Raw genomic sequence first — 25,444 nt, 5'->3', positions numbered from 1 at the left:
GGCGCTTCGCACCCCAGCGCGAGCAAGCTCGCTCGCCACGAGGTTCAGGCATTCTTTTTCTGCAGGCTCTTCAAGCGCTGCGTAGCACGCTGTGCGGCGGCCATTTTTTCCGGGCGTTTCATGCGCTTCCATTTGCGAATGTCTTCCTTGCTGCGCCCGCAACTCACACACAATTCACCGCTCAACTGGCACACGGCGATGCACGGGTTTTCAATGTCCTTGGCCATGCCTCAACCCCGTGCCGGACGCTTGCGCGCCAGGCGCTGCTGCCAGTTACCGCCGTGGCTGCGCTGGCATTGCTCTTCGCAGTCGAACTGCACATGGGCCGCTACCGGGCTGACGAGCACATCCGCCTCGCGCAGCGCCATGGCCGTCAGCTCGACCATGCGCGCGTCCTGCCCGGCAGCCAGTGCCCGGTCCTGATGGGCCTGGGTATCGAAGACCCAGACGACCCTCAGGCTCGAAGGAAACTGCTCATAGTCCAGATCATGGGTGAGCCAGGAGAACCCCGGAATTTCTGCCTTGGCCGTTTCGCAGGCTTCGGTCAGGGTGACGATCAGGCAGCGTTCGATACGGGCCTGATCGCGTTTGCTCAACGACATGGGGGATCCTTGAATGGGGGCGATCTAAAGTGCCCATCATACTGGCGAAAAAAAGCCCCGGCACTGGCCAGGGCTTTTTCACATCTGCTTGAAGCCTGCGCCCCAACCAACCGCGTTGGCCGGGGCAATGACTTACAGGGCCATGTCAGCAGCCGGGTTGCTCGGCTGTGGCTTGGCCGGGGCAGCAGGTGCCGTGGTCGGAGCCAGTGCCGGGTTGATGGCCGGTGGTGGGTCCAGCTCCAGGACCTTGCTGGTGTAAGCCCATTCCTGGGCTACACGGGCCGGATCATTGTTGAGCTTGGTGCCATAGCTCGGAACGATCTGGTGCAGCTTTTCCTGCCAGGCCGGGGTTGCGACCTTGTCCTTGAAGACTTTCTCAAGCACGGTCAGCATGATCGGCGCTGCGGTGGATGCACCGGGCGATGCGCCGAGCAAGCCGGCAATGCTGCCGTCTTCGGAAGACACGATCTCGGTGCCCAGCTTCAGCACGCCACCAGCGGCTTCATCACGCTTGATGATCTGCACGCGTTGGCCGGCTTGCCACAGGCGCCAGTCTTCAGCCTTGGCGTTCGGGAAGTACTCTTTCAGGGCGTTGAGGCGGTCTTCGTCAGACAGCATCAGTTGGCCAGCAAGGTACTCGACCAGCGGGTATTCCTTGATACCGACCTTGGTCATCGGCCAGACGTTGTGGGTGGTCGTGGTGGTCAGCAGGTCCAGGTACGAGCCTTCTTTCAGGAACTTGGTCGAGAAGGTCGCGAATGGGCCAAACAGGATCACGCGCTTGCCATCCAGCACGCGGGTGTCCAGGTGGGGAACCGACATCGGCGGCGCGCCAACCGATGCCTTGCCGTAGGCCTTGGCCAGGTGCTGCTCGGCGATGGTCGGGTTCTCGGTCACCAGGAACGAGCCGCCTACCGGGAAACCGGCATACTCACGCGCTTCAGGAATACCCGACTTCTGCAGCAGGTGCAGTGCACCGCCACCGGCGCCGATGAACACGAACTTGGCGTCGGTCTGGGTCTCGGTACCGTCTTTCAGGTTCTTGTAGGTAACGCGCCAGCCGCCGTCTTCGTTGCGGACGATTTCTTCGACTTCGCTCGACAGCTTCAGGGAGAAGTTCGGCTTGGTTTGCAGGTAGCTGGTGAACTGACGGGTGATTTCACCGAAGTTCACGTCGGTACCCAGGGGCGACCAGGTGGCGGCGATCTTCTGGTTCGGATCACGGCCTTCCATCATCAATGGAACCCACTTCTTGATCTGCGCCGGGTCTTCGGAGTACTGCATGCCAGCGAACAGCGGGCTCGCCTGCAGGGCTTCGTAGCGCTTCTTGAGGAACTTGATGTTGTCATCGCCCCACACGAAGCTCATGTGCGGTGTGGAATTGATGAACGAATGCGGGTTCTTCAGGACGCCGTTCTTGACCTGCCAGGCCCAGAACTGACGGGAGATCTGGAAGGCTTCATTGATTTCAATGGCCTTGGGGATCTCGACGTTGCCGTTCTTGTCTTGCGGCGTGTAGTTCAGTTCGGCCAGGGCGGAGTGGCCGGTACCGGCGTTGTTCCAGCCGTTGGAGCTTTCCAGGGCGACGCCATCGAGACGCTCGACCATTTCCATCGACATGCCCGGCTCGAGCTCATTGAGCCAGACGCCCAGTGTCGAACTCATGATGCCGCCACCGATCAGCAGGACATCGACTTTCTTGGTTTCGGCTGCATGCACAGGCATAAGGGCCATCGACATGGCCAGGCCGAGTAGCCCCTTGTTCATTTTCTTCAACATACGGTAATACCTAGGATAGAACGCCATTCACCCGCGTTCGTCCCCATGAGGCGCCCTGGCTCACCGCATGCAAGGCTGCATGCCGTCGAACCCCGCTCTCAGAAAGACTGTTGGGTGAACATATAAGGTCGACAAACTCGATCGACCTCACGTTTAGGCCCCTCCTGCGCTGACTTTTTGTTAGTCATTGGCTTCAGCTACTTGGGTGACACTAATACTTGTGGGTACATCATCGAACACAGTGAATAAACAGCTTAGACCCGCTTACCCACCTGCGCCCGTCAACTGCTTCGCGGCGCTCACACAGGGGCGTGCAAAAACACACCGAACCTGTGATCCCCAACGCCGCGAGCCTCCTTGCCGCGACATTCTACCTCAGGTGCCGCGCTCAACGAAGGCGCTTCTGTTTCTCATTTCCTGGCTGGATGGCCACCAGAAAAAATCTGTTACACATAGATTTAGCGAGCCGTGCCGTCGCGGGGTTTATAGAACAGGAATTTGCCGGTCTCGGCGGTCTTGACGTACACCCTGGCCCACTTGGGTTTTACCGTCCTGTCATGGAAATACAGGGCACCTCGGGTACGGTCCCTGAGTTGCTGATTGAGGGCCTTGCGGGCGATTTCCTTGGCTGTCGCGTAAGGCCCCTCCTCCTCTACCTGATCCGGACGCCCGTCACACCACCAGGAAAACTGGCAGGTCCGGGTCTCGACACCTTGCTTGACCACAGCGCACACCGTATTGGGGAAGCCCTCATGGCCCAGGCGATTCATCACTACGTTGGCGACCCCTTCCATGTCGGCCGCGCCAATCCCCCTGGCCTCCCAGTAAATGGTCCGCGACAGGCAGGTAATGGCATCGTCCAGCGGCGCGCGGCCTGCCGGATCGACCACCTGCACTTCCGCGGGCGTGATGGCTTCGGTCCTGGGTACCGGTGCCGTACCCTCCTTGTCGGCGGCCTTCTCCTCCAGGACATGGGCCTTGCCCTCGACCGCAGCCGGGTTTCGCAGGGGGGCAGCGGCGATCACTTGACCGCCCAGTAACGCGATAACAAGACCACTGGCTATCCACACCAGGCGCATCTTCGGACCTTCTACCTGAGCTCGGGATGAGCCGCCGGCCACCCTGGGGGAGTCGCAGCCCTCTAATGAATCGACACGGTGGCCCGCAAAACATTCCCGTCCGCCAATGGACAACCTATTGCCCATCAGGCAGAAAAGCCATTGCGCGACGGGGGGCAAAATCGCGCATCATGTGCCCAGTCAGTTCAAGGGAGAACCCCATGCACGTCCTGTCATCCGTTATCCGTCTTGCCGCGCTGTCGCTGGGCGTGATGTGCGCTGCCACCGCTGTGGCCAGCGATGCAACGCAACTGATCGATTCGATCAACAGCTACCGCAGCCAGGCCCAGCGCTGTGCGGGCCAGGCGTCCCTGGAACTGCCGCCGCTGGCGGCGGAACCACGTCTGGTGCTGCCTGCGTCGAGCAACATCGGCGACCTGCAGCAAGCCATGGCGCGCGCGGCCTACCCGATGGTCAACGTGCAGATGATCAGCCTCAAGGGCCCCAATGACCCACAGGCCGCCATGAAAGCGATACAGGAAAGCTTTTGCCAGGTGGTACTGGATCCGCAGTTCGTCGATATCGGCGTCAGCAGGGCCGGACGGGAGTGGCGCATCGTGCTGGCCCGCCCCTTGCTGACCGGAGGCCTTGGAGACTGGCAGGCCGAAGGACAGAAGCTGCTTACGATGATCAACAGCGCCCGCCAGCAACCGCGCCAGTGCGGTGCCCAGGCCTTTGTCGCGACCACGCCGCTGGCCTGGAACCCGACACTGGCAACCGCTGCCGAAACCCACACCCGCACCATGGCCAACAACAACTTCCTGGATCACAAGGACCGCGACGGCCGTACCCCCGGAGACCGGGCAGAACTGGCGGGCTACAGTGGCCAGCAGATCGGCGAGAACATCGCCGCCGGCCAGGACACCCCGCGCAAAGTGATCGATGGCTGGCTGGCCAGCCCCGGCCACTGCGCCAACTTGATGAACCCGCAGTTCCGCGAACTGGGCGCCGCCTATGCGGTTGATCCCAAGAGCGATGCGGGCATCTACTGGACAGCGATGTTCGGCACGCAGTGAAGTCGTCATTATTCAACCGCGACAACCCTGTGCAACGTAACGCTTTGGACTCAGTGAACGTAAATACCCCAGGCGACAGCGGCAACAGCGACCCAGGCCCAAACAACGAATACCGCAGCCCGCCTGTTCACCGGGCGCTGCGGATCGCAGTCTATAAATTGTTGGTCGCCAGCCAGAGGAAACAAGCATGCTCATGAAACCCGTTGAGGGGGCTGAACTCGAGAAACTTCGCCTTGCATTGAGCGGTGCAGGGTTGCCGTTTGACGACGTCGGGCAACCGGGCCAGCAATTCTTCCGTTTCGAGTTGGATGGGGATTGGATTGCGTATGGGGGGCTAGAAGGCGAAGGCCCTGATCGGCTGCTGCGCTCAATGGTTGTTGCTGACTCCAGGCGTGGCCAAGGAATTGGGACACGCATGCTTGCTGCTCTGGAGCGTTACGCCTATGGCGATAACGTGCTTACGCTACATCTGCTGACCAATAGTGCAGCAGACTTCTTCAGTGCTCATGGCTATTCACGCCTGGATCGCTGCACTGCACCGGACTCGATCAGCCAAACGGCTCAATACTCAACGCTATGCTGCGCCTCAGCGATCTATCTGTGCAAAACGCTTAGCGCCAGCGATTGCCACCGATAAAAGCTCGTATAGCCGGCAAGCGCCATCGCGCTGGGTATGCGCGAGGTCGAGCCACGCCGCAGCCCTCCAGGCGTTCAAGCCTGGGTGGCGTGCCTGGGCAAGGCAATGGATATCAACGCGGCGAGCAACACAAAGCCAGAGGAAATCCACAGGCAAGCCATCAGTCCATGGGACTGATAAACCCAGCCTGAAAGGATCGTGCCGATCAGCCGGCCCAGTGCGTTGGACATGTAGTAGAAACCCACATCCAGCGACACCCCATCCTCCTTCGCGTAGGAAACGATCAGATAGCTGTGCAGGGATGAGTTCACCGCAAACAACGCGCCAAACACCATCAGCCCACCCAACAGCACAATCTGCGGCGACCAGCCCGCTGAGAGACCCACCGCAATGGCCGCAGGCAGACCGGCCAGCAACGCGGCCCAAACCGAGGCCGCTCGCCCATCGGGAACGTGAGCGCGCTTTTTCCCGGTGATGTTCGGGGCCAATGACTGCACGATGCCATAGCCGATGACCCAAGCAGCCATGAACCCACCCACCCGCCAGAAGCTCCAGGCAAACACGGTGCTCAGGTAGACCGGCAACGCCACCACGAACCACACATCACGGGCACCGAAGAGAAACATCCGCGCCGCCGAGAGGATATTGATCGCCCGGCTCTTGGAGAGGATGTCGCGGAACTTTGGTTTAGCCTTGGCTTTGCCCAGATCCTTCTTCAACAGGAACAGGCTGGCTAACCAGATCAGCGCCAGCACCGCGGCCATTGCCAGCAATGCGCCTGTGAATCCCAGCAAGGCCAACAGCGCACCACCGAGGAAGAAGCCAACCCCTTTCAGGGCGTTCTTCGATCCAGTGAGGATCGCCACCCACTGGTACAACGTGCCTTGCTGACTATTTGGCACCAGCAGCTTGATCGAACTCTTGGCGCTCATCTTATTGAGGTCTTTGGCGATACCCGACATCGCCTGCGCCCCCATGACCCACGGGATGGTCAGCCAGGCGGCAGGCACCGTGAGCATCAGCAAGGCGACCACCTGAAGGCCCAAGCCAATGTTCATGATGCGGTTCAGGCCCAGGCGAGCGCCAAGGTAGCCGCCCACCAGATTGGTGATGACACCGAAGATCTCGTAGAACAGAAACAGTGCTGCGATTTGCAGTGGCGTGTAGCCCAGCGTGTGGAAATGCAGCACCACCAACATGCGCAGCGCGCCATCGGTCAGGGTAAAGGTCCAGTAGTTACCGGTTACCACCAGGTACTGGCGCACTGGCGGGGAAAGGGCTGACAACGCCGTCATGATCGCTCCTTGTCAAACGGCCGAGCCGACCAGCCTGGCCAACTCGACAGCACGGTTGGCGTACCCCCATTCGTTGTCATACCAGGCGTAGATTTTCACTTGGGTGTCATTGACCACCATGGTCGACAGCGCATCAATGATTGAGGAGCGCGGGTCGGTGCGGTAGTCGATGGAGACCAGGGGGCGCTCCTCATAGCCGAGGATATTTTTCAACGGGCCCGCGGCAGCAGCCTTGAACAGCGCATTGACCTCATCGGCCGAAGTGGCGCGCGCCACTTCGAACACACAATCGGTCAGAGAGGCGTTGGCCAGCGGTACGCGCACGGCATGGCCGTTCAGTTTGCCGCGCAGCTCGGGGAATATCTCGGCAATCGCAGTGGCCGAACCCGTGGTAGTCGGGATCAAACTCATGCCCGAGGCACGAGCACGACGCAGATCCTTGTGCGGCTGGTCGAGAATGCTCTGGGTGTTGGTCAGGTCGTGGATGGTGGTGATCGAGCCATGGCGAATGCCCAGGTGCTCATGAATTACCTTGACCACCGGAGCCAGGCAGTTGGTGGTGCAGGACGCCGCGGTGACGATGCGGTGCTGCACCGGATCGAACAGGTGCTGGTTGACGCCCATAACGACGTTCAGTGCACCGGCCTCCTTGACGGGCGCACACACCACCACGCGCTTCACGCCCTGATCCAGATAGGCCTGGAGTACAGCAACGGTTTTCATCTTGCCACTGGCTTCAATAACCAGATCGCAGCCCGACCAATCGGTGTCGCCAATCGCCTTGTTAGCCGTCACCTTGATGCGTTTGCCGCCGATCACAACATCATCGCCCTCGGCGCTGGCTTCGGTGCTCCAGCGGCCATGCACCGAGTCGAAGTTGATCAGGTGCGCGTGAGTCGCGGCGTCGCCTGCCGGATCGTTGATCTGCACGAACTCGAACTCCGGCCAGCTCCAGGCTGCACGCAGGGCAAGACGACCGATACGACCGAAACCGTTGATACCTACTTTGATACTCATACTCATGTTCTCTGAAGGCCGCTGTCGGCGGGTAATATCGATGGGGCGATGTCGAACTGGCTGATGTCGCTGGTAGGCCCGGCGCGACTCAGCAGCAGGCAGCAAGCCGCTGCGGGCGGTCACCCATTTCCTCGAGTCGCTTGGCGTCTGGACTGAGCCAGTGCTGGTTGGCATCCAGAGTGGTTTTCAGAATGCCGACCACCCAGTCAGGCAGACTGGGGTGCAGGCGGTAATAGACCCACTGACCTTGCCGACGGTCTTCCAGCAAGCCGCAAGTACGCAATTGCGCCAGGTGGCGGGAAATCTTCGGCTGGCTCTCATTGAGCGCGCAGGTCAACTCACACACGCACAATTCATCCTCACGGACGATGAGCAACATCAGGCGAATACGCGTTTCGTCAGCCAGGCATTTGAATACGATGGTGGGTGTCAGATGGTCAGTCATAGGGATCTCATTGCCTGGTTGCCACCAGCACAAGCATCTTGAGGCATTCAGGAATCCGGTGACGGGCGTAACGGATGCCCATCCCTCGCCACACATACGAACAGCGCGCACGTTCTTCAGGTTATTGCCAAGTATCGTCAAGGCTGTGATGCATGAATATATGATTATACGAATATCATGTAAAGTTCACTGAACGTATCGGCGGCAGCCAGGATCACTGCCTAATACCTGAATTTGTTTACATCAGTGCGCTATCGGTGATGAGTTTACGAGCATTTCAGTCAATTTACATTTGAATAGTCGCATATCCGAATATTGTTATTCGACAGCTCATCACGGCTGCTCTAGACGCTTCCACACCTCAACCCCACAGGAGCAGCTCCGACTCTTTTGCAGGCTTTACATGTGCACCAGCATGCACATATAGTCGCCACATGAATACATCCCTTACCCGAGCCCAAGCCATCGAGGCCGCCATCGAATCGCTTGATGGCGCGTTCTTCAAGGCCCTGGGCGAACCACCACGAGTCGCCGTGCTGAAACGCGTAATGCAGTTAGGCCGAGCAGATGTCACCGAAATTGCGGCTGAATTGCCCCAGGAACGTTCGGTAGTCTCTCGCCACCTCCAGGTGTTACTTGAAGCAGGGATCGTTCGTGCCACGAAGGTTGGCCGACAGATGTTCTACGAGGTGGATGGCCCCGCCATCATCCAACGCCTGGAAGACATCCTTCACCACACCAAGAACATTACGCCACTGTGCTGCCCTGGTAGATCGGATTGATTTTATTTGAGCAAATAAGTGCATAGGTGCGCACATATGAACACAATAACCCAACTGTTCGATGTCGTTGTCATCGGGGCTGGCCAGGCTGGACTGGCCAGCGGCTGGCACTTTAAGCAGCAGGGGCTCAACGCCCTCATTCTCGACGAGCAATCGCAACCTGGCGGGAACTGGCGTCACTACTACGACAGCCTCGAACTGTTCTCGCCGGCAGCCTATTCCTCTCTACCGGGATTGCCGTTCCCTGGAGCGCCAGGCCACTACCCTGTTCGCGACGAAGTCGTGCGGTACCTGAAGGAGTATGCCGACCTTTTCCAACTGCCTATTCTCCAAAATACTCAGGTCGTGCGGGTAGATCAGGAAGATGGGGGATTCCAGATAACGGCCGCCAACGGACAGCGCATGGTGGCGAGAGCCGTGGTCGTAGCATCGGGAGCCTTTAGTCGCCCCTATATACCCGATGTTCCAGGACTCGAAAACTTCAGAGGTGCTCACCTTCACAGTGCCGAGTATCGGAACCCAGAGGCTTTCAGCGGGCAGCGCATCGTTGTGATTGGCGCTGCGAACTCGGCCGTGCAGATCGCGCATGATCTAGCCAAAGTGGCCACAGTCACGCTGGCTACCCGAGAGCCGGTTCGATTCGTTGCGCAGCGGATTCTGGGGGCAGACTTTCACTTCTGGTTGAAATGGACAGGCCTGGAGAAAACCCGCTGGCTAAGTGACCAAAGTACGCCTGTGCTCGACGATGGCACCTACAAAAAGGCGTTGAAAGCCGAATACTTCACGCAACAGGCGATGTTCACACAGACCACTTCAACGGGTGTGATCTGGACGAATGGTCAGCATGAGCGTGTAGACACTTTAGTGTTTGCGACAGGATTCCGTCCGAACCTGTCATTTCTCGAAAGTTTGCCCGTGATGGATGAGCGCGGACGAGTCATGCAGCGTGATGGACTGGCAGCGCACGTCCCCGGCTTGTACTTTGTAGGGCTGCCAAAACAGCGCAACTTTGCGTCGGCCACCCTCAGAGGAGTGGGAGCTGACTCCGGATACATCTTGCCGCATCTAGTGCACTACCTGCGTACCCATGACGCAGAGTGGCTGCCCAAAGTGCAGCCTTGACCCTGCAGCTTCGATCGGTGCAATCCATAGCCACCAGCCGACCATCAGCCCCTGCTCATGCCACCGCACATACCGTCCCTCTCTTGACCCTGTGTCGCGGTTTCTACCGCTACACTCAAGCAGAACAAGGCACTGCACATGAACATGGCGCGTTTTCAGATACAAAGGGCGCAAGACATGACGCCGTTTATCGCGCCTACTTTTATAGTGAGTCGCTCATGAACCTTCGATTGCTCACCACGCTCATCGCGATGTCTCTTTCATGGTCAAGTGTGCATGCCGGCTACTGGAAGGACTCACATGGCAATCGATCCCCGGACACTGAATCAAGACGATCCGTTGGCGAGTTTGGGGGCGCGCTATTAACCACTTCCGATCCCGATTGGGACAAAAAGTGGAATACTCCACCCGACACCGTTCCCGTGTTCAAGGAAGCAACGGTTGTTACCCAGGGAGACAGGCTCTTCACACTGATTTTTTTTGCAAATCCAGAGCTCGATGCCAATCACGAAGCCAACATAACGTGCGACTTGAAAGTAATCAGGTCGGACGGTACAGAATCGATCAATCAACGAGATGTCGTTTGTTTCCAGGGACGCCTCAGGGGGCAACCGAGCAATATCTACCTCGCCGCCCCCGTGATCGAATTCATCGCAGAGCCAGGCGACCCCACCGGCATCTGGACGATAGAAGTCACGCTTGAAGACAACTTGCGCAAGGTTGTCATACCGCTCACAACAACATTCACGCTGAAGTAAGTTCGTGGCAATCCTGTCGATCAAGACAAACATAGCGGTCACCGGGTGCGTCATCGCCCAAGCCCCTGGCATCCAGACTCCCGTAGCTGCGCCACATTGAAAACGCTAACATCCCGGCCCCGCATGGACGCTGCTTGGCGGCGCGTGGAGCGTGGGCGCGCAGTTTTCAAGCCTCCGTATTGCATACAAGGAAGAAGCACCATGGCGCTAACCAGCAAGATTTCCCCCTATGACAGTCGATGGCCCGCGCTCTTTCTTAACGCCAAAGAGCAGATCGCGAAGGCATTCGGCACTGAGCTTGTTACCATCCATCATGTCGGAAGCACCGCCGTTCCGGGGCTCGCGGCCAAGCCGGAGATCGACCTTCTGGTCGAGGTTGCGGAACATCGAAACGAACCCTCCCGAGACAATGTCATGCGTGGACTAGGGTACGCACGGGGAAGCGATCTGTCGGCAGGACACCATTTTTATCGTCGCGATGTTGATGGTGTGCGAACACATAAAGCCCACGTTTGTATCACCGGTCACGGTCAAATCGAAAAAATGCTCCGCTTTCGTGATCTGCTCAGGGACGACCCTGTGATTCGCCAGCGGTATCAAGACTTGAAACTTGAACTGGAAGCAAGCAACACCGGCGGCATAGGTGAATACCTGGCGCAGAAGGCTCCCTTTATCGACGAGGTGAGTCGTCCAGACACTCCGGTAGCAAGGTGACTTGAGTTCGAGCCTCGCCTTCAATGAATCGCGTGATGATCGTCTCCCTTGCAATGATGACGTTCAGTGCTCGTCAAACCCGCGGGGCTCATCAAGATGAGTCCCGCAGAGGGTTCTGAATCCCCCGGCAAGCCTTCTGCATCAAACGCGTCGCGCGGCTTAAAGCGGTGGTGTGCCATCGTGAAACATGGTCTTCAGTTGTGCGCGTAGTTCTGGCGAATCGATGTGTTTGTGAACCAAGACCGCATGCTGCGCGGCGGCATCCAGCAATTCTTGTTCAGAATCGGCACACAGTGCGACAGAACACTTGGTTTCACTTGGAAATTCGCGGCAATCGATGTATTTGCGCGCCATGATGCTCTCCTCCATACGAAGGCAGGCCTGCGCCTGCGTGAATGACCGCTCGACACGCCACGGGCGTTCATCGAACACCATTGCGCGTCGCATCAAGTGTGGTCATCCCTGAAGTATAGGTGGGTCAAAGGATCGCCAAAGGCGTTCCGCCCTGCGGTGCCAGACCTGCCGAAAGACACAAGCCTGGCGAAGCCCTACGCGCAGTGCCAGTATGCGTTGGAGTTATCTGCATTTTCCGGGTGCGCACCATGGCCACCACCGAACGTTTGCCATCACTGACCGCCAGCCGCCTGCGGGCCTTGCACCGAGAGGGTTTCGTACTGCTGCGCGGCGTGCTGGACAGTGCCCAGGTCATCACGCTGCGCACTGCAATAGATCGTCTTGATCCGCAGCACTGGGACTACAGTGGCCTGCTCGATCATTACAAGTGCGTGTTCAACCGCGACCCGATGTGGCTGCCATTTCTCGATCTGGGCGGGATCATCGAATTGGCCGAGGCAGCCCTGGGAGAAGACTGTCACATCATCGGCCAGACTGCCTGGCGCTGCCATCCGGGCTTTGTCGGCGCCGAATTGCATGTGGATTACCTGGCAATGGAGCTGCCGCAAAGCCTGCTGGCCAACCCGGCCTTCGAGTTGCCGATGCAGATCTGCACCGCGCAGCTCTACCTGGACGATATCGATACCGACCTCTGCCCCACCCGGGTGATCCCGGGTAGTCACCGAGCCGGCCGGCCGCCTGCTCGTGGCGAAAGCCAGTGGCAGGGCCATACGGCGCAACCGGTGCTGTGTTCGGCCGGGGATGTTCTGATGTTACGCAGCGAGCTGTGGCACGCCGGTAGCGACAACCGAACCCCCGACCGCACGCGCTACCTGTTGCAGGTGCATTACGGCCGACGCATGGTGGCGCAGAAGTTCTCACCCTATCTGCACTGGCGCTTCAACCCGACGGTGCTGGCTGCCGCCACGCCACGTCAGCGGCGCTTGTTGGGAGAGCATCAGGAAGCGGAATACGACTGACCCTATCGCGCACTATGGGTCGAACACCGCCCTGCGCGACTGACGGCCTCGTCAGCCCCCCACAATCACGCAAATCCGGGCTAGGCTGTTTCAGGCTTGCAGTTCACACACCCTCAGAAGGAGACTCCCATGGCATTGCGCATCAATGACCTCGTACCCGACTTCAACGCCGACACGGACCAGGGCCCCATCGATTTTCACGACTGGATAGGCTCGGGCTGGGCCATTCTCTTTTCTCACCCGAAGGACTTCACCCCGGTGTGCACCACCGAATTCGGTGCCGTCGCGCAACTGGCCAACGAATGGGCCAAGCGTGGCGCCAAGGTCATCGGTGTGTCGGTAGACGGTGTGGAGGCCCACAAGAAATGGAAGGCCGACATAGAAGGCGTTTGCCGCACCCAGGCCGATTTCCCGATCATTGCCGATGAAGGACTGGCCGTATCCAAGGCGTTCGACATGCTCCCGGCCGAAGCCTACCTGCCCGATGGCCGCACGGCCGCCGATACCGCCACCGTGCGCTCGGTGTTCATCATCGGCCCGGACAAGAAGCTCAAGCTGTCGATGACCTACCCCATGTCCGTAGGGCGCAACTTTGCCGAAGTACTGCGCGCCCTGGACGCCCTGCAGTTGACCTACAACGTGCCGCTGGCCACTCCGGCCAACTGGTTGGCGGGCCAGGATGTGATCGTCGCCCTGACCCTCAACGATGAGCAGGCCCGCGAGAAGTACGGCAACTTCGACGCCAAACTGCCTTACTTGCGCACCATCCCGGCGCCGAAGTAAGGCAACAGCATAACGCCCGGCCTGCCGCTGCAGCGCCGGGCGTTTTGCTTCATGGGCAGAGCTGCCCTATACCAGGCGCTCGATCTTCTGATGCTGCCAGACCCGTTTGTAGTAGGTGGTCTGCAGCGCCAGCATGCACAGGTAAGCCACTGGAAACGCCATCCACACCCCTTGCAGCCCGAAGCGCGCATCCAGCAGGTATGCCACAGGCAACTCCACGCCGAGGATGCAGAACACCGAGATCGCCATCGGCACCATCACCGTTCCGCTGCCGCGCATCACGCCGCCAATCACCGCCTGGAAGCCGAACACCAGCATGCTCCAGAGCATGATGTGCAACAGGTGTGCCGCCTGGGCCCGCGTCGCAGGCTCGGTGATGAACAACCCCAGCAACCAATGCGACAGCAAGTAGCCCGACAGCACCAAACCACCCGTCAGCCCCAGGTTGATCAACAACCCGGTGCGCAGGATCGGTCCGATACGCTCGATTCGCCCGGCGCCAATGGCCTGGGCAGCCAGGATCGATGCGGCGATCGCAATCGACAGGGCCGGGAACTGCACGTAGTTGACGATCTGCGTGACCGCCCCATAGGCGGCCGTGGCCTGGGAGCCGTGCTGGTTGACCAGGGCCAGAATCACCAGCTCCGACAGGGAAATCACCACCATCTGCAACCCCGTCGGCAACCCGATGCGCAGCACCTTGGCCAGGATCGCCCGGTCCAGTCGCATCGCCGCCAACAGCGCGCGATCCAGCGCCAGGGCATGGCCCTTGCGATTCAACCGCCACGCCAGCATCGCCATGGCCGCCAGGTTACCCGCCAGGCCCGCCAGCGCGGCGCTCTGGATGCCCATTTGCGGCAAGCCGAACCAACCGCGAATCAATGCCGGCGTCAGCAACAGCCCGACGCAAGTCGACACCACCAACGCCAACAAGGGCGAGAGCGTATCGCTGACCCCGCGCAGCAACTGGGTAAACAGCACAAACACCAGCAACGGTGGCATGATCCACATCATCACCCGCGCATAGGCCACCGCCTCTTCAAGCACATCCGCCGGGGTTCCCAACCCCTGCAACGCCTGACGCGCAAACACACTGCCCAGCACCGCCGCCGCCAGCCCGATCATCGCCCCCAGCAACAAGGTGCTGCCGGCAATCGCCTTCACCAAAGCTGGCTCTCGAGCGCCCCAGGCTTGGCCGATCAACACCCCTGCCCCGGCACCGAGGCCAATGACCAGGGCAATGAAGAAGAACACGATGGGGAACATCCCGGACACGGCTGCCAGCGCCTGGGTGCCGAGCATTTGCCCGATATAGATACTGTTGACCGTGCCCGACATGGACTGCAGGAAGTTGGACAGGACCATCGGCGCCAGGAACAGCAGGTAGGTTTTCCAGAGGGGACGTAGGGTGACCGGGTTTTGCATGGAGGATCCATCTCAGCTGGGGATGTGGCGAACGGAACCAATGAGACTGAGCTCAAGGTGCGGGTCACTGTACAGGTCCGGGACATAGACGAGTGCAGCGGTTCTATCCCCTCACCCCCGTCCTCGTCAATGCCCATCACCGGCATGGCTTACCCGCCGCGGTTCGCCCTTATCCGCCGAGCGCAATGATCGCGGCGATCAGCACGGCGCCGGTCACGGCCAGTGCCACAGCGCCAAACAAGGGTTTTGCACCGGCGTATTTCGACAGGATCCACCCGGCGATGAACAGCACGCACAGGCCCACCAGATTGGACAGGCGCACCGCGAGTGCGGTCTCCTCCAGCACCAGGAATGGCACCACCAGCGGGAACGTCGACAACACCACCAGCAGGAACACGCCCAACGCGCCCTTGAAATCCTCCAGGTGCAAGCCGGTCTTCAGCGGCAGGCCCGGGTTGTCGATCAGCCGCTGGCGCAACAGTTCAAGGCCATCGCTGCCAGCGGCGGTGGCCAGGCGTGGCGACAGCGCATCGGCGATGAGCGCCTGGCCGGTGGCGGCATCCGCGCCACTGCGCAAGGTCGTCAACAACGTGTGGTTGCGGGTGCGCTCGATGACGCTGCGCAGCACGTACATCACCCCGTCAGCCAGCCCCCACGCCAGGTTGCAGCCCAGCGCCGCGATCATCATGGTGCGCTCCGCCTCCTGCCCCGCCGTGGCCACACTGATGGTGCCGGTGAACGTCATGGCCATCAGCAGGCCGAAGATCACTTCCGTGACACGCTCGACCGGATCGAGCACCCGGACCCGCTTTTGCTCGCCAGCACCTTGCATACGCCTTACCTCATGAAAATCAGTGTAATGATGCGTGCCAATTGTGCCTCAGGGGCATAGCCGCCCGTACTTCAGTGTAGTAACAAACGACAGATCGACGGCCGGGTAATGACATAGAAGCTGTCTATTTCCGCCCTGCGTGCTACACCTTTGTGAGCATCCTTTCCTCGAGTAGCACACCAATGACTGCCAGCCCCTTGCTGACCGCTTTTCTTCCCATTGCCCTGGGCATCATCATGCTGGGCCTGGGTCTGTCGCTGACCCCGGCCGATTTTGCGCGGGTAGTGAAATACCCCAAGCCGGTATTGATTGGCCTGATCTGCCAACTGCTGGTACTGCCATTCTTCTGTTTCCTGATCGCCAACGGCTTTCGCCTGGAACCGGCCCTGGCCGTCGGCCTGATGCTGCTGGCGGCGTCCCCCGGAGGTACCACGGCCAACCTCTACAGCCACCTGGCTCATGGCGATGTGGCGCTCAACGTGACCCTGACCGCGGTCAACTCGGTGATCGCAATACTCAGCATGCCGTTGGTGGTCAATCTGTCGCTGCTGTACTTCATGTCGGCCGACCAGGCCATTCCCCTGCAATTTGCCAAGGTCTTGCAGGTGTTCGCCATTGTCCTGGTCCCGGTGTGCCTGGGGATGCTGGTGCGCCACTTCAAACCGCGCTTTGCCGCGCGCATGGAACGGCCGATGAAGATCGTTTCCGCGCTGTTCCTGCTCGGCACGGTGGCCCTGGCGTTTATCAAGGACTGGCAAACCGTGCTCGACTACGCCCCGGTGGTGGGCCTGGCGGCCCTGCTGTTCAATCTGCTGAGCCTGGCCATCGGCTACGGTGTGCCGCGCCTGCTGCGCCTGCCGCAACGCCAGGCCGTGGCCATCGGCATGGAAATCGGCATCCACAACGGCACCCTGGCCATCGCCCTGGCACTGAGCCCGAGCCTGCTGAACAGCCCGACCATGGCCATTCCGGCGGCCATCTACAGCTTCATCATGTTCTTCACGGCGGCAGGCTTCGGTTGGTGGGTCAACCGGGTCCACGGCCGGCAACTGGCGCTCGAGGCACGGGAAACGGCCGGCTGATCGCACTGATAGCAGCCTGTGCGGGTAATGCCGGTCAGTTAAGAGAAATAAAGCCGAACACGAACCCCGTGGCGAGAGAGCTTGCTCCCGCTGGGGCACAAAGCGACCCTCTTTTGGGGCTGCTACGCAGCCCAGCGGGAGCAAGCTCCCTCGCCACGGGTTCTATGTTCGGCTGGTCTTTGGCTTAACTGATCGGCATTAGCCTGTGCGGCCCCCATGAAAAACGGGCGTCTTTCATGGACGCCCGTTTTTTACTCGTCAAATCGTGGCCAACGGCTACGGCCGAGCCTCAATCGTGACTGACCCGGGCACGCTTGAGCAGCTTCTTGCAGCGTTCGGACAGGTGCAGCACCCGCAGCTGCTTGCCAGCCTTGACGTAGCGCTCGCGCAAGGTGTCCAGCGTGGCGATGGCCGAGTAGTCGACGAAGCTCAGGTGGCGACAGTCAAGGGTCACCCGGGCCGGATCGTTGGCCGGGTCGAACTGGTTGAGAAAGGGTGTGGTCGAGGCAAAGAACAGCGTGCCATGGACCCGGTAGAGCTTGCTGCCGTCGGCTTCCTGGTGGCTGTCGGCATAAAGCTGGCGAGCCTGCTGCCAGGCGAAATTGAGCGCGGCAACGATGATCCCGCAGAGCACGGCGGTGGCCAGGTCGGTGAACACCGTGATCACGGTGACGGCGATGATCACCAGCACATCGTTCAACGGCACCTTGTTGATCACCCGCAGCGAGGCCCAGGCAAAGGTCTGCTGCGACACCACGAACATCACCCCCACCAGCGCCGCCAGCGGGATACGCTCGATCAGCGGTGACAGGAACAGCACGAACAACAGGATCAGCACCCCGGCCACCGCACCACTGAGACGGCCACGTCCACCGGAACTGAGGTTGATCACGGTCTGGCCGATCATGGCGCAGCCGCCCATGCCACCGAACACACCCGACACCATATTGGCCGCCCCCAGCGCCACGCACTCGCGGTCCGGGTAGCCGCGGCTCTCGGTGATCTCGTCGGTCAGGTTCAGGGTCAACAGGGTTTCCAGCAGGCCGACCAGGGCCATCAATATCGCGTAGGGCGCGACAATGCGCAGGGTTTCCAGGTTCCACGCAATATCGGGCAGCGCGAAACCGGGCAAGCCGCCGGCGATGTGCGCCATGTCGCCCAGGGTGCGGGTCGGCAGGCCCAGCAGGTACACCGCGAGACCGACGCCGAGGATCGCCACCAGCGCCGGCGGCACCGAGCGGGTCAGGCGCGGCAGGACGTAGACGATGGCCATGGTCAGCGCCACCAGGCCGATCATCATGTACAGCGGCGTGCCGCTCAGCCAGGTTTCGCCGCTCTTGAAGTGCTCCAGCTGGGCCAGGGCGATGATGATCGCCAGGCCGTTGACGAAGCCCAGCATTACCGGGTGCGGCACCATGCGCACCAGCTTGCCCAGGCGCAGCAGGCCAAAGGCAATCATGATCAACCCGCCGAGCAACACGGTGGCGAGCAAATACTGCACGCCGTGCTGCACCACCAGGGCGACGATCACCACGGCCATAGAGCCGGCGGCACCGGACACCATGCCGGGCCGGCCGCCGAACAAGGCCGTGAGGGTGCAGATGATAAACGCACCGTACAGCCCCATCAGCGGATTGAGGTGGGCCACCAGGGCGAAGGCGATGCACTCGGGCAACAGGGCGAACGAGGTGGTGAGTCCGGCCAGGACATCAGCACGCAGACGAGCAGGCTTCATGGAGTACCTAAACGATGGGCCGGCGAAAGCGGCCGCAGGGAATGGCGGGGAAAGAGGGCTGGGGATGTTACGCAATTGCCGGCCACCCGACCAGTTGCCAGGTCGTGGCAACCGGCGGGCGGCCCTGGGGGCCGGCCGCCGGCGCAGTAGTCTGATCAGACTGCTCGGGCCGCTGGCCGGTCACCGGGTGTCAGGGCGTGACCTGATACCCCTTCCCTTGCAGGCAGCTGGTATAGGCCGTTGAGCTGGTCGAGGTGCTGGTCTTTTCTTCCTCGCGGCGCTCCTGACGCTGACGCGAGCCTCCGACCACCATGCCCACCGCCGCTGTTTCCTTGGCTCGATCCTGGCGATACTCCTGCTTGACGTCGTCATCCACCCGATCGTAAGCCTCGTCACGCTGATTACCCCTGACCTGCGCTCCCGCCGCCCCTGCCGCCGCGCCCACCGCGGCGCCCTTGAGCCTGCCGCCTGAAGTGGAGCTCGACGAAGAACTCTGGCTGGCTGCCACGTTATGGCACTCGTTGATGTCCAACTGGGTTTGTTCCGGGGTTTGGCCTTTGGTCGGCACCACCGACTCGGCCCATCCCTGGGTCCAGCAAACCGACAGCGCGACACATAGGCCAAGGGACGACAACCTGTTCATGATGACCTCCAAAACAGTGAGTTAGCGTGCAAAACGCCACGCCCGAGCGAACGACAGGCTCTTATCAGGGCGATGCCGAGCACGGTGCAGTAGAAACAGTGTAGATCCCGCCGGTCGCCCTTCCCCGGCATCTGACGGACAACACCCCGGGGCGATCTATAGTTATGGGGGGTGAGCAACGGGATGTGATCAACATGAAACCTGTCGAACCCTTCTTCCGGGACACTGGCGCAGGCCCGGGCATCGTCTGCTTCCACGCCAACGCCAGTCACTCGGCACAATGGCGCGAGTTGCAGGATGACCTGGCGGCGAACTTCCGAGTGCTGGCCCTGGACTCATGGGGTGCAGGCAAGAGTCCTCCTTGGCCGACCGACCGGGTCGTCACCCTGAGTGACGAAGTGGCCCTCGCCGAACCCGTGCTGGCCACGGCGGGCCAGCCGCTGATCCTGGTGGGCCATTCCTACGGTGCCGCCGTGGCACTGGTGGCCGCGGCGCAGAACCCTGACCGGGTGCGCGCCATGGCCCTGTACGAACCGACGTTGTTTGCCCTGCTCGATGCCGAGACACCACCGCCCAATGCGGCAGATGCCATTCGTGAGGTGGTGGCCAAGGCAAGGCTGTCCCTCGAGGCGGGCGATCTGGACAGCGCCGCGGAACGGTTCATCGACTACTGGATGGGTGCGGGGGCGTGGGAACAGATACCCTCGCAACGAAAACCCGCCATCAGCGCCTCGGTGGTCAATCTGCCGGGCTGGGCGCATGCGTTACTGAACGAACCGACACCCCTGCAGGCGTTCAGCGCCCTTGAGCTTCCGGTGCTTTACATGGTCGGCAAACACTCACCGGCGTCCTCGCGGGCCGTGGCACGGCTGTTGATCCGTGCACTGCCGAACGTCGAATGCGTGGAGTTCGAGGATCTGGGCCATATGGGCCCCATCACCCACCCAGGCCCGGTCAATACAGCGATCATGCAGTTCATCGAACGCCTTTAACCCTTGGCCTGCTCATGCTGGACGCATTGCTCGTAGTACGTCTGCTTGACGGCCGATGGCTTGAGACGGGAAGTGCTGTTGTAGGTCTGCTCGGTGATCCCGAAGGCCGTCATACGCATCCACGGCTGCGGGAACTTGCGGGTCTGCAACTGCTTGCGAGCGCCATACAGCGACATGCCGGAAAGCTTCGACTCCTGGGCGCCGGCGGCGATTCCCGAGCCCCAGTTGCACACATAACGCTCGTTTTTGCTCAGTTCCCTGGCGTGCGACCCAAGCGAGAACGCCGCCAGGGCGAACGTTGTCAGGGTCAATACAAAAGTCCGCATGGAGCAAACACCTAACCTGCTGAAAAGAAAGCAAGTTTGGCAACGAAGCGACGATCGGGGGGCCAGCAGTTTGCCTCATTTCGCAAAGACTTTTGCGTCGCCTACATACCCTGGCGCACCTGCCCGACGGGCCAATGCCCGCCCCTACTGGCGGTCGCGCTTACCAGCACCGGCTTGAGGGATCTGCGTGACAAACTTGAATTGCTTGGGGATCGCCCATGGGTTGATCCGGCCACGCTCGACAAACACTTGCAGATGCGCCTCCAGGATCTTGCGGTCCAGATACTGGCCTGGCTCGCACACCACCAGCGCCATGGGCCGCTCGCCCCATTGCCGGTCGGCAATGCCGACGACCGCAACCGAGCGGACGGCCGCGTGCTCGTTGATCAGGCGCTCCAGGTCCTGGGGACGGATCCACTCCGTGCCGGCCTTGACCCTGTCCTTGATTCGATCCTTGCCCTGCCTCTCGGCGCTGGCGTTGATAGCACGACCCATTGTTATTGTTCTCCCCTGCGCACTGTTGGCGGGCTGCGTCGAATTGCGCTGGCTGGACTGTAGGTCCCGGGTCGCTGGGGTGCTTCTCATCAAACGACAATGGCTTGGCATTTCATGACAGGCGCAACGCCTGCGGGCAACGCTCGCACAGTCCTCAAACGCCTCGGCACAGGGGCCCGCACAACGTCTGCGGTGGGTGACTTCTGCGTTGCCGCTCGCTACCCTTGCGCTACCCGGGGCTTGAAATCATTCCAGGCCAACCTCCCTACTCCATTCAGACGAGCATGTCATGAAATCCCCTGCCGGCTTGCTGCTGACGGGTATTGAGCTGGACCGTGCCAGCTCAATACCCCTTTACCGTCAACTCTATTTGCAGATTCGCAAACAGGTACTGTCCGGACGGTTGCAAGGAGGCGTACGCCTGCCCTCTACCCGCACCTTGAGCAAAGAGTTGGCGTTGTCGCGGATCACCATTCTCAATGCCTTCGACCAGTTGATTGCCGAAGGCTTCCTGGCCTCGCGCACCGGGGCCGGGACGTATGTCGGCAACGAGTGGGAGAACCGTGGCATCGCCGATGAGGATCGCCAGCGCCAACCGCCGCGCCTGTCCGACCTGAGCCAGTCGATGCTGTCGCTGCGCAGCAGTCACTTTCGCGGGGTGTCCTATGCCGACTGGGACCCCGCGAGTCCCACCTCGTTCCTGCCCAGCCACAGCACGTACGACGCGTTCCCGCAGCATATCTGGAAGCGCCTGATGAACCGCCACCTGCACAAGCCGACCAAGGCCATGCTCGGCTATGGCGAACTGCAGGGGTTGCTGGCCTTGCGCACGGCGATTGCCGAATACGTCTTCGATGCCCATGGCATCGACTGCAGTGCCGAGCAGGTGGTGATCGTTTCCGGCGCCCAACAGGCCTTCAACCTGCTGGGCATGCTCCTGCTCAACCCGCAGGACAGTGTGTGGATGGAGGACCCCGGGCATATCGCCGCGCGCATCGCGTTCCAGGCCCAGGGTGGCCAGGTGGTGCCCTTGCCCATCGACGAACAGGGCATCGATATCGAGCAAGGCCTGGCCCAGTGCCCTGACGCGCGCCTGGTGTTCACCACGCCCTCGCGCCAGCACCCGCTGGGTATCACCATGAGTTATGCGCGGCGCCAGGCGCTCATCGACTGGGCCGCGCACAACCAGAGCTGGATCATCGAGGACGACTGCGACAGTGAGTTTCGCTACAGCGGCCGCCCCCTCCCCGCGCTCTATGCCATGGATCAATGGGCCCGGGTGATCTATGTCGGCACGTTCAGCAAAGTCCTGTTCCCCTCATTGCGGCTGGGCTACGTGGTCCTGCCACAGGCCTTGATCGAGCCGTTCTGCACCTTGCGGGCGGTCATGGATCGCAGCCCGCCCACCCTCCTGCAGGCAGTAACCGCCGACTTCATGGTCGAGGGTCACTTCCTGGGGCATATCCGCCGCATGCGCACGCTCTATCAGGCTCGCCAGCAAGCACTGGTCGAGCACCTGCAACAACGCCTGGGCAGTTTCCTGCGCATCACCCCGGTGGAAGCCGGCATGCACCTGATCGCCTGGCTCCCAGCGGAAACGGATGACGATGCCATCGCCAAGGAACTGGCCCGGCACAACATCCACACCTATGCCCTGAGCGACTATTGCCTGCAGCACAGGTTGCCACCGGCGCTGTTGATCGGCTTCGCCGGCACGCCCGTGGACAAGGCCCAAGAGCGCGTCGAGGCACTGGCCCGGGCACTGATCAGCATGGGCTACCTGCACCCGTGAACCGAGTGGTCTTATCAATTAACGAATAATGGATCTATCGAGAGTTCCCGACTGGCGCGATAAAGGCTGCGCCGGTAGACCCGGCGTCTGAACCAGGAACGACTCGAATGAACAATAAGATCCAAGAGCGATTCAATACCTTGCTCAGCCACAAGGCTGTCGAGGCCGGGGCCCCTCCCGTACTCACGCAGGCACTGGCCCGCCAGTTGCTCGATCGACTCGCGCAACTGCGCCTGTTTGCCCATGCCTACCCGTTGCTGACCAACCTCACCCATGGTCGCGTCACCCCGGCCGACCTGCTGGACTTCGCCTATCGCCACGAACTGCAGGGCCTGAGCCTGCACCTGCTCGATGGTGAGGAAAACAGCCTGAGCCAGATGACACCCGCACAGCTGCAAGCGTTCGCCGACAAGGCCAGGGCCCTGGGGTTGGATGTACACCTGGAAATCAGCAGCACCCTGAAAAAAGACGTCGATCAAGTGGTCGCCATTGCCAGGGCCGTGGGCACCCGTAACATCCGCGTCTACTCACGCTATGAAGGGGCGCTGTCCCGGGTCATGGACGTGATCGAGTCCGACCTGCACTACCTGGCGCAACAGGCCGACGAGCACGACCTGTTCTTCGACTTCGAACAGCACGAGGAACTCAAGAGCGACGAAATCGCCCAACTGCTGAGCCGGCTCAACCACCCCCGCCTGCACGCCTTGTTCGACTTCGGTAACATGATCAATGCCTGCGAACAGCCCATGCAGGCCCTGCGCAACCTGGCCCCGCACATTCGCCAGACCCACCTCAAGGGTGTGCGCGTGGTGCCCGAGCAAAACGGCTTCGGCCATTACGGCGTGCTGCAGGGCAGTGACGAAGACGACCTGCCCAACGCCCGCATGCTGTTCGAACTGCTGATGCTCGGCGAAACAACACCGCAAGTGATCGCGTTCATCCTTGAGCAGGAGAACCACTATGTCGCCCCGGCGTTCCGCCAGACCGGCGAGGCCGCCGACCCGTTCATTGCCTACCGGGAAATGAGTGAAACAGCGCTGCCCGACGGCTTCTCGCTGGAGCGAATGCTGGCCGATGAACACCGCTGGGCGAACAACCAGGTCGCCTATGTACGAAGCCTGCTGGCCGAATTCCGCACCCTGGCCCAGTTGACCCTGGACAACCACGCGAACGCCTGACCCTGACGTGACAACCGGCACTGCCGACTCAATGATGCCTGGAGAACAATAATGACAACTCGTGACAAGGCCAAATGGTTCAGATTCCTGATTCTCATCCTTGGTGGCGGCACCATCTACAAGCTGGCGAACCTCAAGGACGCCTTCTATGTGCCCATGCAAGAATTCATGGGATTGACCCACACTGAAATCGGCCTGCTGCTCAGCGCCAATGCCATCATCGCCACCGCACTGTTTGTCGTCGGCGGCATGCTCGCGGACCGTTTCGACACGCGCAAGCTGATCCCCATCGGCCTGATCGGCACCGGCGGCCTGGGCCTCTACCTGGCGACCTTCCCGCCCTTCAGCAATCTGCTGATCGTGTTCAGCCTGCTGGCGATCTGTGCCGACTGCCTGTTCTGGCCTTCACTGCTCAAGGCCATTCGCAACCTGGGCGACGACAAGGAACAAGGCCGCCTGTTCGGCCTGCTGGAAGGCGGGCGTGGCGTGGTTGATACCCTGGTCGCGTTTGCCGCCCTGGGTGTCTTCGTGGCCATGGGCTCCGGTGAAGCAGGCCTGAAATCGGCGATCCTGTTCTACTCGGTCATCGACATCCTGGCCGGCACACTGACCTGGTTCCTGCTCAAGGGCGGCACCACGCAGTCGGTCGCCAAGCCGAAGAACAGCCTGGCAAACCTGCTCGAAGCCATCAAGGTACCCGGTATCTGGCTGGTCAGCCTCAACGTGTTCATGGTCTACATCGTCTACTGCGGCCTGACCTATTTCATTCCCTACCTCAAGGAAATGTATGGCCTGCCCGTGGCACTGGTCGGCGCCTACGGCATCATCAACCAGTACTTCCTGAAGATCCTGGGCGGGCCAGCCGGTGGTTTTATTGCCGACAAGCAGTTCAAGAGCCCGAGCCGCTACCTGAAGTGGGCGTTCCTGGCGCTGTTGCCGGCCATGGCGTTGATCATGCTGATCCCGAAAAACCCGAGCTTCATCTACGCCGGCATGGCCGCCACCCTGTCCTTCGCGCTGATTGTGTTCTCCATGCGCGGTGTCTTCTGGGCGCCCATGGGTGAAGTCGGCATTCCCCAGCACATCACCGGCTCGGCCTTCGGCATCGGTTGCCTGATCGGTTATGCGCCGGGCATGTTCGCCTATGTGATCTATGGCGCCATCCTCGACCACTTCCCGGGCGAGCCGGGTTACAACTATGTCTTCAGCCTGATGAGCGTGCTGGCCATTATCGGCTTCATGGTCTCGAGCCTGATGTACAGGGCTGTACGCAACAACGCCACGGCCACTGGCGGGGTCGCCGCCCAGGCTTGAGTGCCTGTCACTTGATCGGGAAGAGGCGCTGGACCAGGCCTCTTCCTGGCAGGGACCGGTAGCGACCACTCGATAATCGCCCGGAAGAAAACAGGGACGCTCCCTGTTCATGAATTCAGCTCCAGACATCGGCTAAAAATCATCATGAATCAGCACGGTATTTCCCAGTAAGCTGGCTGCCACGCATCG

The 25,444-nt window shown here is 60.8% G+C and carries 26 protein-coding genes and 1 pseudogene; 13 read left to right on the top strand and 14 right to left on the bottom strand.

Annotation, left to right across the window (positions count from 1 at the left end):
- Positions 1–44 precede the first annotated feature (44 nt).
- From AC3WQN_RS19030 to AC3WQN_RS19015, 4 genes are all read right to left on the bottom strand, one after another.
- Positions 45–227 (bottom strand): DUF1289 domain-containing protein, encoded by a 183-nt coding sequence (locus tag AC3WQN_RS19030; RefSeq protein WP_095077179.1) that lies wholly within the window; start codon positions 225–227, stop codon positions 45–47.
- A 3-nt stretch (positions 228–230) separates the two neighbouring features.
- Positions 231–602 (bottom strand): hypothetical protein, encoded by a 372-nt coding sequence (locus tag AC3WQN_RS19025; protein WP_103400585.1) that lies wholly within the window; start codon positions 600–602, stop codon positions 231–233.
- Positions 603–734: 132 nt separating this feature from the next.
- Positions 735–2,381: a malate dehydrogenase (quinone) gene (mqo, locus tag AC3WQN_RS19020; RefSeq protein WP_103400584.1), complete on the bottom strand. Its 1,647-nt coding sequence runs from the start codon at positions 2,379–2,381 to the stop codon at positions 735–737.
- A 458-nt stretch (positions 2,382–2,839) separates the two neighbouring features.
- Positions 2,840–3,460 (bottom strand): cell wall hydrolase, encoded by a 621-nt coding sequence (locus AC3WQN_RS19015; protein ID WP_103400583.1) that lies wholly within the window; start codon positions 3,458–3,460, stop codon positions 2,840–2,842.
- 200 nt (positions 3,461–3,660) lie between these two features.
- Between AC3WQN_RS19015 and AC3WQN_RS19010 the strand changes: the two genes are divergently transcribed.
- Both AC3WQN_RS19010 and arsN2 read left to right on the top strand, forming a co-directional pair.
- On the top strand, positions 3,661–4,515 hold the full coding sequence (locus AC3WQN_RS19010) for a CAP domain-containing protein (protein ID WP_103400582.1): 855 nt from the start codon (positions 3,661–3,663) through the stop codon (positions 4,513–4,515).
- A 187-nt stretch (positions 4,516–4,702) separates the two neighbouring features.
- Entirely contained in the window at positions 4,703–5,152 is a 450-nt protein-coding gene (arsN2, locus tag AC3WQN_RS19005; protein ID WP_103400581.1) for an arsenic resistance N-acetyltransferase ArsN2, read from the top strand.
- A gap of 74 nt (positions 5,153–5,226) precedes the next feature.
- On the opposite strand, the gene arsJ is transcribed toward arsN2, so the two are convergent.
- The 3 genes from arsJ to AC3WQN_RS18990 all read right to left on the bottom strand — a co-directional run bounded on the left by arsJ (position 5,227) and on the right by AC3WQN_RS18990 (position 7,909).
- Positions 5,227–6,447 carry an organoarsenical effux MFS transporter ArsJ gene (arsJ, locus tag AC3WQN_RS19000; RefSeq protein WP_103400580.1) on the bottom strand — a complete coding sequence of 407 codons (1,221 nt, stop codon included), beginning with the start codon at positions 6,445–6,447 and terminating at the stop codon, positions 5,227–5,229.
- 12 nt (positions 6,448–6,459) lie between these two features.
- Complete coding sequence (locus AC3WQN_RS18995; protein WP_103400579.1) at positions 6,460–7,464, bottom strand: ArsJ-associated glyceraldehyde-3-phosphate dehydrogenase; 1,005 nt, start codon at positions 7,462–7,464, stop codon at positions 6,460–6,462.
- A gap of 88 nt (positions 7,465–7,552) precedes the next feature.
- A complete protein-coding gene (locus AC3WQN_RS18990) occupies positions 7,553–7,909 on the bottom strand; it encodes a metalloregulator ArsR/SmtB family transcription factor (RefSeq protein WP_103400578.1) in 357 nt (118 codons plus the stop codon).
- Between the two features lie 434 nt (positions 7,910–8,343).
- Here AC3WQN_RS18990 and AC3WQN_RS18985 point away from each other — a divergent pair, with 434 nt between their 5' ends.
- From AC3WQN_RS18985 to AC3WQN_RS18970, 4 genes are all read left to right on the top strand, one after another.
- Entirely contained in the window at positions 8,344–8,691 is a 348-nt protein-coding gene (locus AC3WQN_RS18985; RefSeq protein WP_103400577.1) for an ArsR/SmtB family transcription factor, read from the top strand.
- 36 nt (positions 8,692–8,727) lie between these two features.
- A complete protein-coding gene (locus tag AC3WQN_RS18980) occupies positions 8,728–9,813 on the top strand; it encodes an NAD(P)-binding domain-containing protein (protein WP_103400576.1) in 1,086 nt (361 codons plus the stop codon).
- Positions 9,810–10,571, top strand: a complete 762-nt coding sequence (locus AC3WQN_RS18975) for a hypothetical protein (RefSeq protein WP_178081909.1) — start codon at positions 9,810–9,812, stop codon at positions 10,569–10,571. The genes AC3WQN_RS18980 and AC3WQN_RS18975 overlap by 4 nt, the downstream gene beginning before the upstream one ends.
- A gap of 201 nt (positions 10,572–10,772) precedes the next feature.
- On the top strand, positions 10,773–11,285 hold the full coding sequence (locus AC3WQN_RS18970) for a GrpB family protein (RefSeq protein WP_103400574.1): 513 nt from the start codon (positions 10,773–10,775) through the stop codon (positions 11,283–11,285).
- A gap of 159 nt (positions 11,286–11,444) precedes the next feature.
- Here AC3WQN_RS18970 and AC3WQN_RS18965 read toward each other — a convergent pair whose 3' ends face one another.
- Positions 11,445–11,639 (bottom strand): DUF1059 domain-containing protein, encoded by a 195-nt coding sequence (locus AC3WQN_RS18965; RefSeq protein WP_103400604.1) that lies wholly within the window; start codon positions 11,637–11,639, stop codon positions 11,445–11,447.
- A 248-nt stretch (positions 11,640–11,887) separates the two neighbouring features.
- On the opposite strand from AC3WQN_RS18965, the gene AC3WQN_RS18960 reads away from it, so the two are divergent.
- Both AC3WQN_RS18960 and AC3WQN_RS18955 read left to right on the top strand, forming a co-directional pair.
- Positions 11,888–12,658, top strand: coding sequence for a phytanoyl-CoA dioxygenase family protein (locus tag AC3WQN_RS18960; RefSeq protein WP_103400573.1), 771 nt, complete (start codon positions 11,888–11,890; stop codon positions 12,656–12,658).
- A 129-nt stretch (positions 12,659–12,787) separates the two neighbouring features.
- Positions 12,788–13,441 (top strand): peroxiredoxin, encoded by a 654-nt coding sequence (locus AC3WQN_RS18955; protein ID WP_103400572.1) that lies wholly within the window; start codon positions 12,788–12,790, stop codon positions 13,439–13,441.
- 66 nt (positions 13,442–13,507) lie between these two features.
- Here AC3WQN_RS18955 and AC3WQN_RS18950 read toward each other — a convergent pair whose 3' ends face one another.
- Entirely contained in the window at positions 13,508–14,866 is a 1,359-nt protein-coding gene (locus AC3WQN_RS18950) for an MATE family efflux transporter (protein WP_103400571.1), read from the bottom strand.
- A 169-nt stretch (positions 14,867–15,035) separates the two neighbouring features.
- Positions 15,036–15,698 carry a VIT1/CCC1 transporter family protein gene (locus AC3WQN_RS18945; protein ID WP_103400570.1) on the bottom strand — a complete coding sequence of 221 codons (663 nt, stop codon included), beginning with the start codon at positions 15,696–15,698 and terminating at the stop codon, positions 15,036–15,038.
- Positions 15,699–15,880: 182 nt separating this feature from the next.
- Here AC3WQN_RS18945 and AC3WQN_RS18940 point away from each other — a divergent pair, with 182 nt between their 5' ends.
- Positions 15,881–16,780 (top strand): bile acid:sodium symporter family protein, encoded by a 900-nt coding sequence (locus AC3WQN_RS18940; protein WP_103400569.1) that lies wholly within the window; start codon positions 15,881–15,883, stop codon positions 16,778–16,780.
- 289 nt (positions 16,781–17,069) lie between these two features.
- Here the strand turns inward: AC3WQN_RS18940 and AC3WQN_RS18935 are convergent, their stop codons facing one another.
- A complete protein-coding gene (locus tag AC3WQN_RS18935; protein ID WP_103400568.1) occupies positions 17,070–18,515 on the bottom strand; it encodes a SulP family inorganic anion transporter in 1,446 nt (481 codons plus the stop codon).
- A 190-nt stretch (positions 18,516–18,705) separates the two neighbouring features.
- A complete protein-coding gene (locus AC3WQN_RS18930) occupies positions 18,706–19,158 on the bottom strand; it encodes a YMGG-like glycine zipper-containing protein (RefSeq protein ID WP_103400567.1) in 453 nt (150 codons plus the stop codon).
- Positions 19,159–19,352: 194 nt separating this feature from the next.
- Here AC3WQN_RS18930 and AC3WQN_RS18925 point away from each other — a divergent pair, with 194 nt between their 5' ends.
- On the top strand, positions 19,353–20,150 hold the full coding sequence (locus tag AC3WQN_RS18925) for an alpha/beta fold hydrolase (protein WP_103400603.1): 798 nt from the start codon (positions 19,353–19,355) through the stop codon (positions 20,148–20,150).
- On the opposite strand, the gene AC3WQN_RS18920 is transcribed toward AC3WQN_RS18925, so the two are convergent.
- Positions 20,147–20,476: a hypothetical protein gene (locus tag AC3WQN_RS18920; protein ID WP_103400566.1), complete on the bottom strand. Its 330-nt coding sequence runs from the start codon at positions 20,474–20,476 to the stop codon at positions 20,147–20,149. The two genes, AC3WQN_RS18925 and AC3WQN_RS18920, sit on opposite strands and share 4 nt — an antisense overlap.
- A gap of 144 nt (positions 20,477–20,620) precedes the next feature.
- Positions 20,621–20,932 (bottom strand): annotated as a pseudogene (locus tag AC3WQN_RS18915) (AMP-binding enzyme); the annotation flags it as partial.
- Positions 20,933–21,260: 328 nt separating this feature from the next.
- Here AC3WQN_RS18915 and pdxR point away from each other — a divergent pair.
- From pdxR to AC3WQN_RS18900, 3 genes are all read left to right on the top strand, one after another.
- Complete coding sequence (gene pdxR, locus AC3WQN_RS18910) at positions 21,261–22,763, top strand: MocR-like pyridoxine biosynthesis transcription factor PdxR (RefSeq protein ID WP_103400564.1); 1,503 nt, start codon at positions 21,261–21,263, stop codon at positions 22,761–22,763.
- Between the two features lie 107 nt (positions 22,764–22,870).
- Positions 22,871–23,941: a sugar phosphate isomerase/epimerase family protein gene (locus AC3WQN_RS18905; RefSeq protein WP_103400563.1), complete on the top strand. Its 1,071-nt coding sequence runs from the start codon at positions 22,871–22,873 to the stop codon at positions 23,939–23,941.
- A 51-nt stretch (positions 23,942–23,992) separates the two neighbouring features.
- Positions 23,993–25,255: an MFS transporter gene (locus tag AC3WQN_RS18900; protein WP_103400562.1), complete on the top strand. Its 1,263-nt coding sequence runs from the start codon at positions 23,993–23,995 to the stop codon at positions 25,253–25,255.
- Positions 25,256–25,444 lie beyond the last annotated feature (189 nt).

The organism is Pseudomonas sp. FW300-N1A1, from assembly GCF_058789115.1.
Note: the sequence above shows the minus strand (reverse complement) of the source record. Positions and strands in the feature narration are given on the sequence as shown.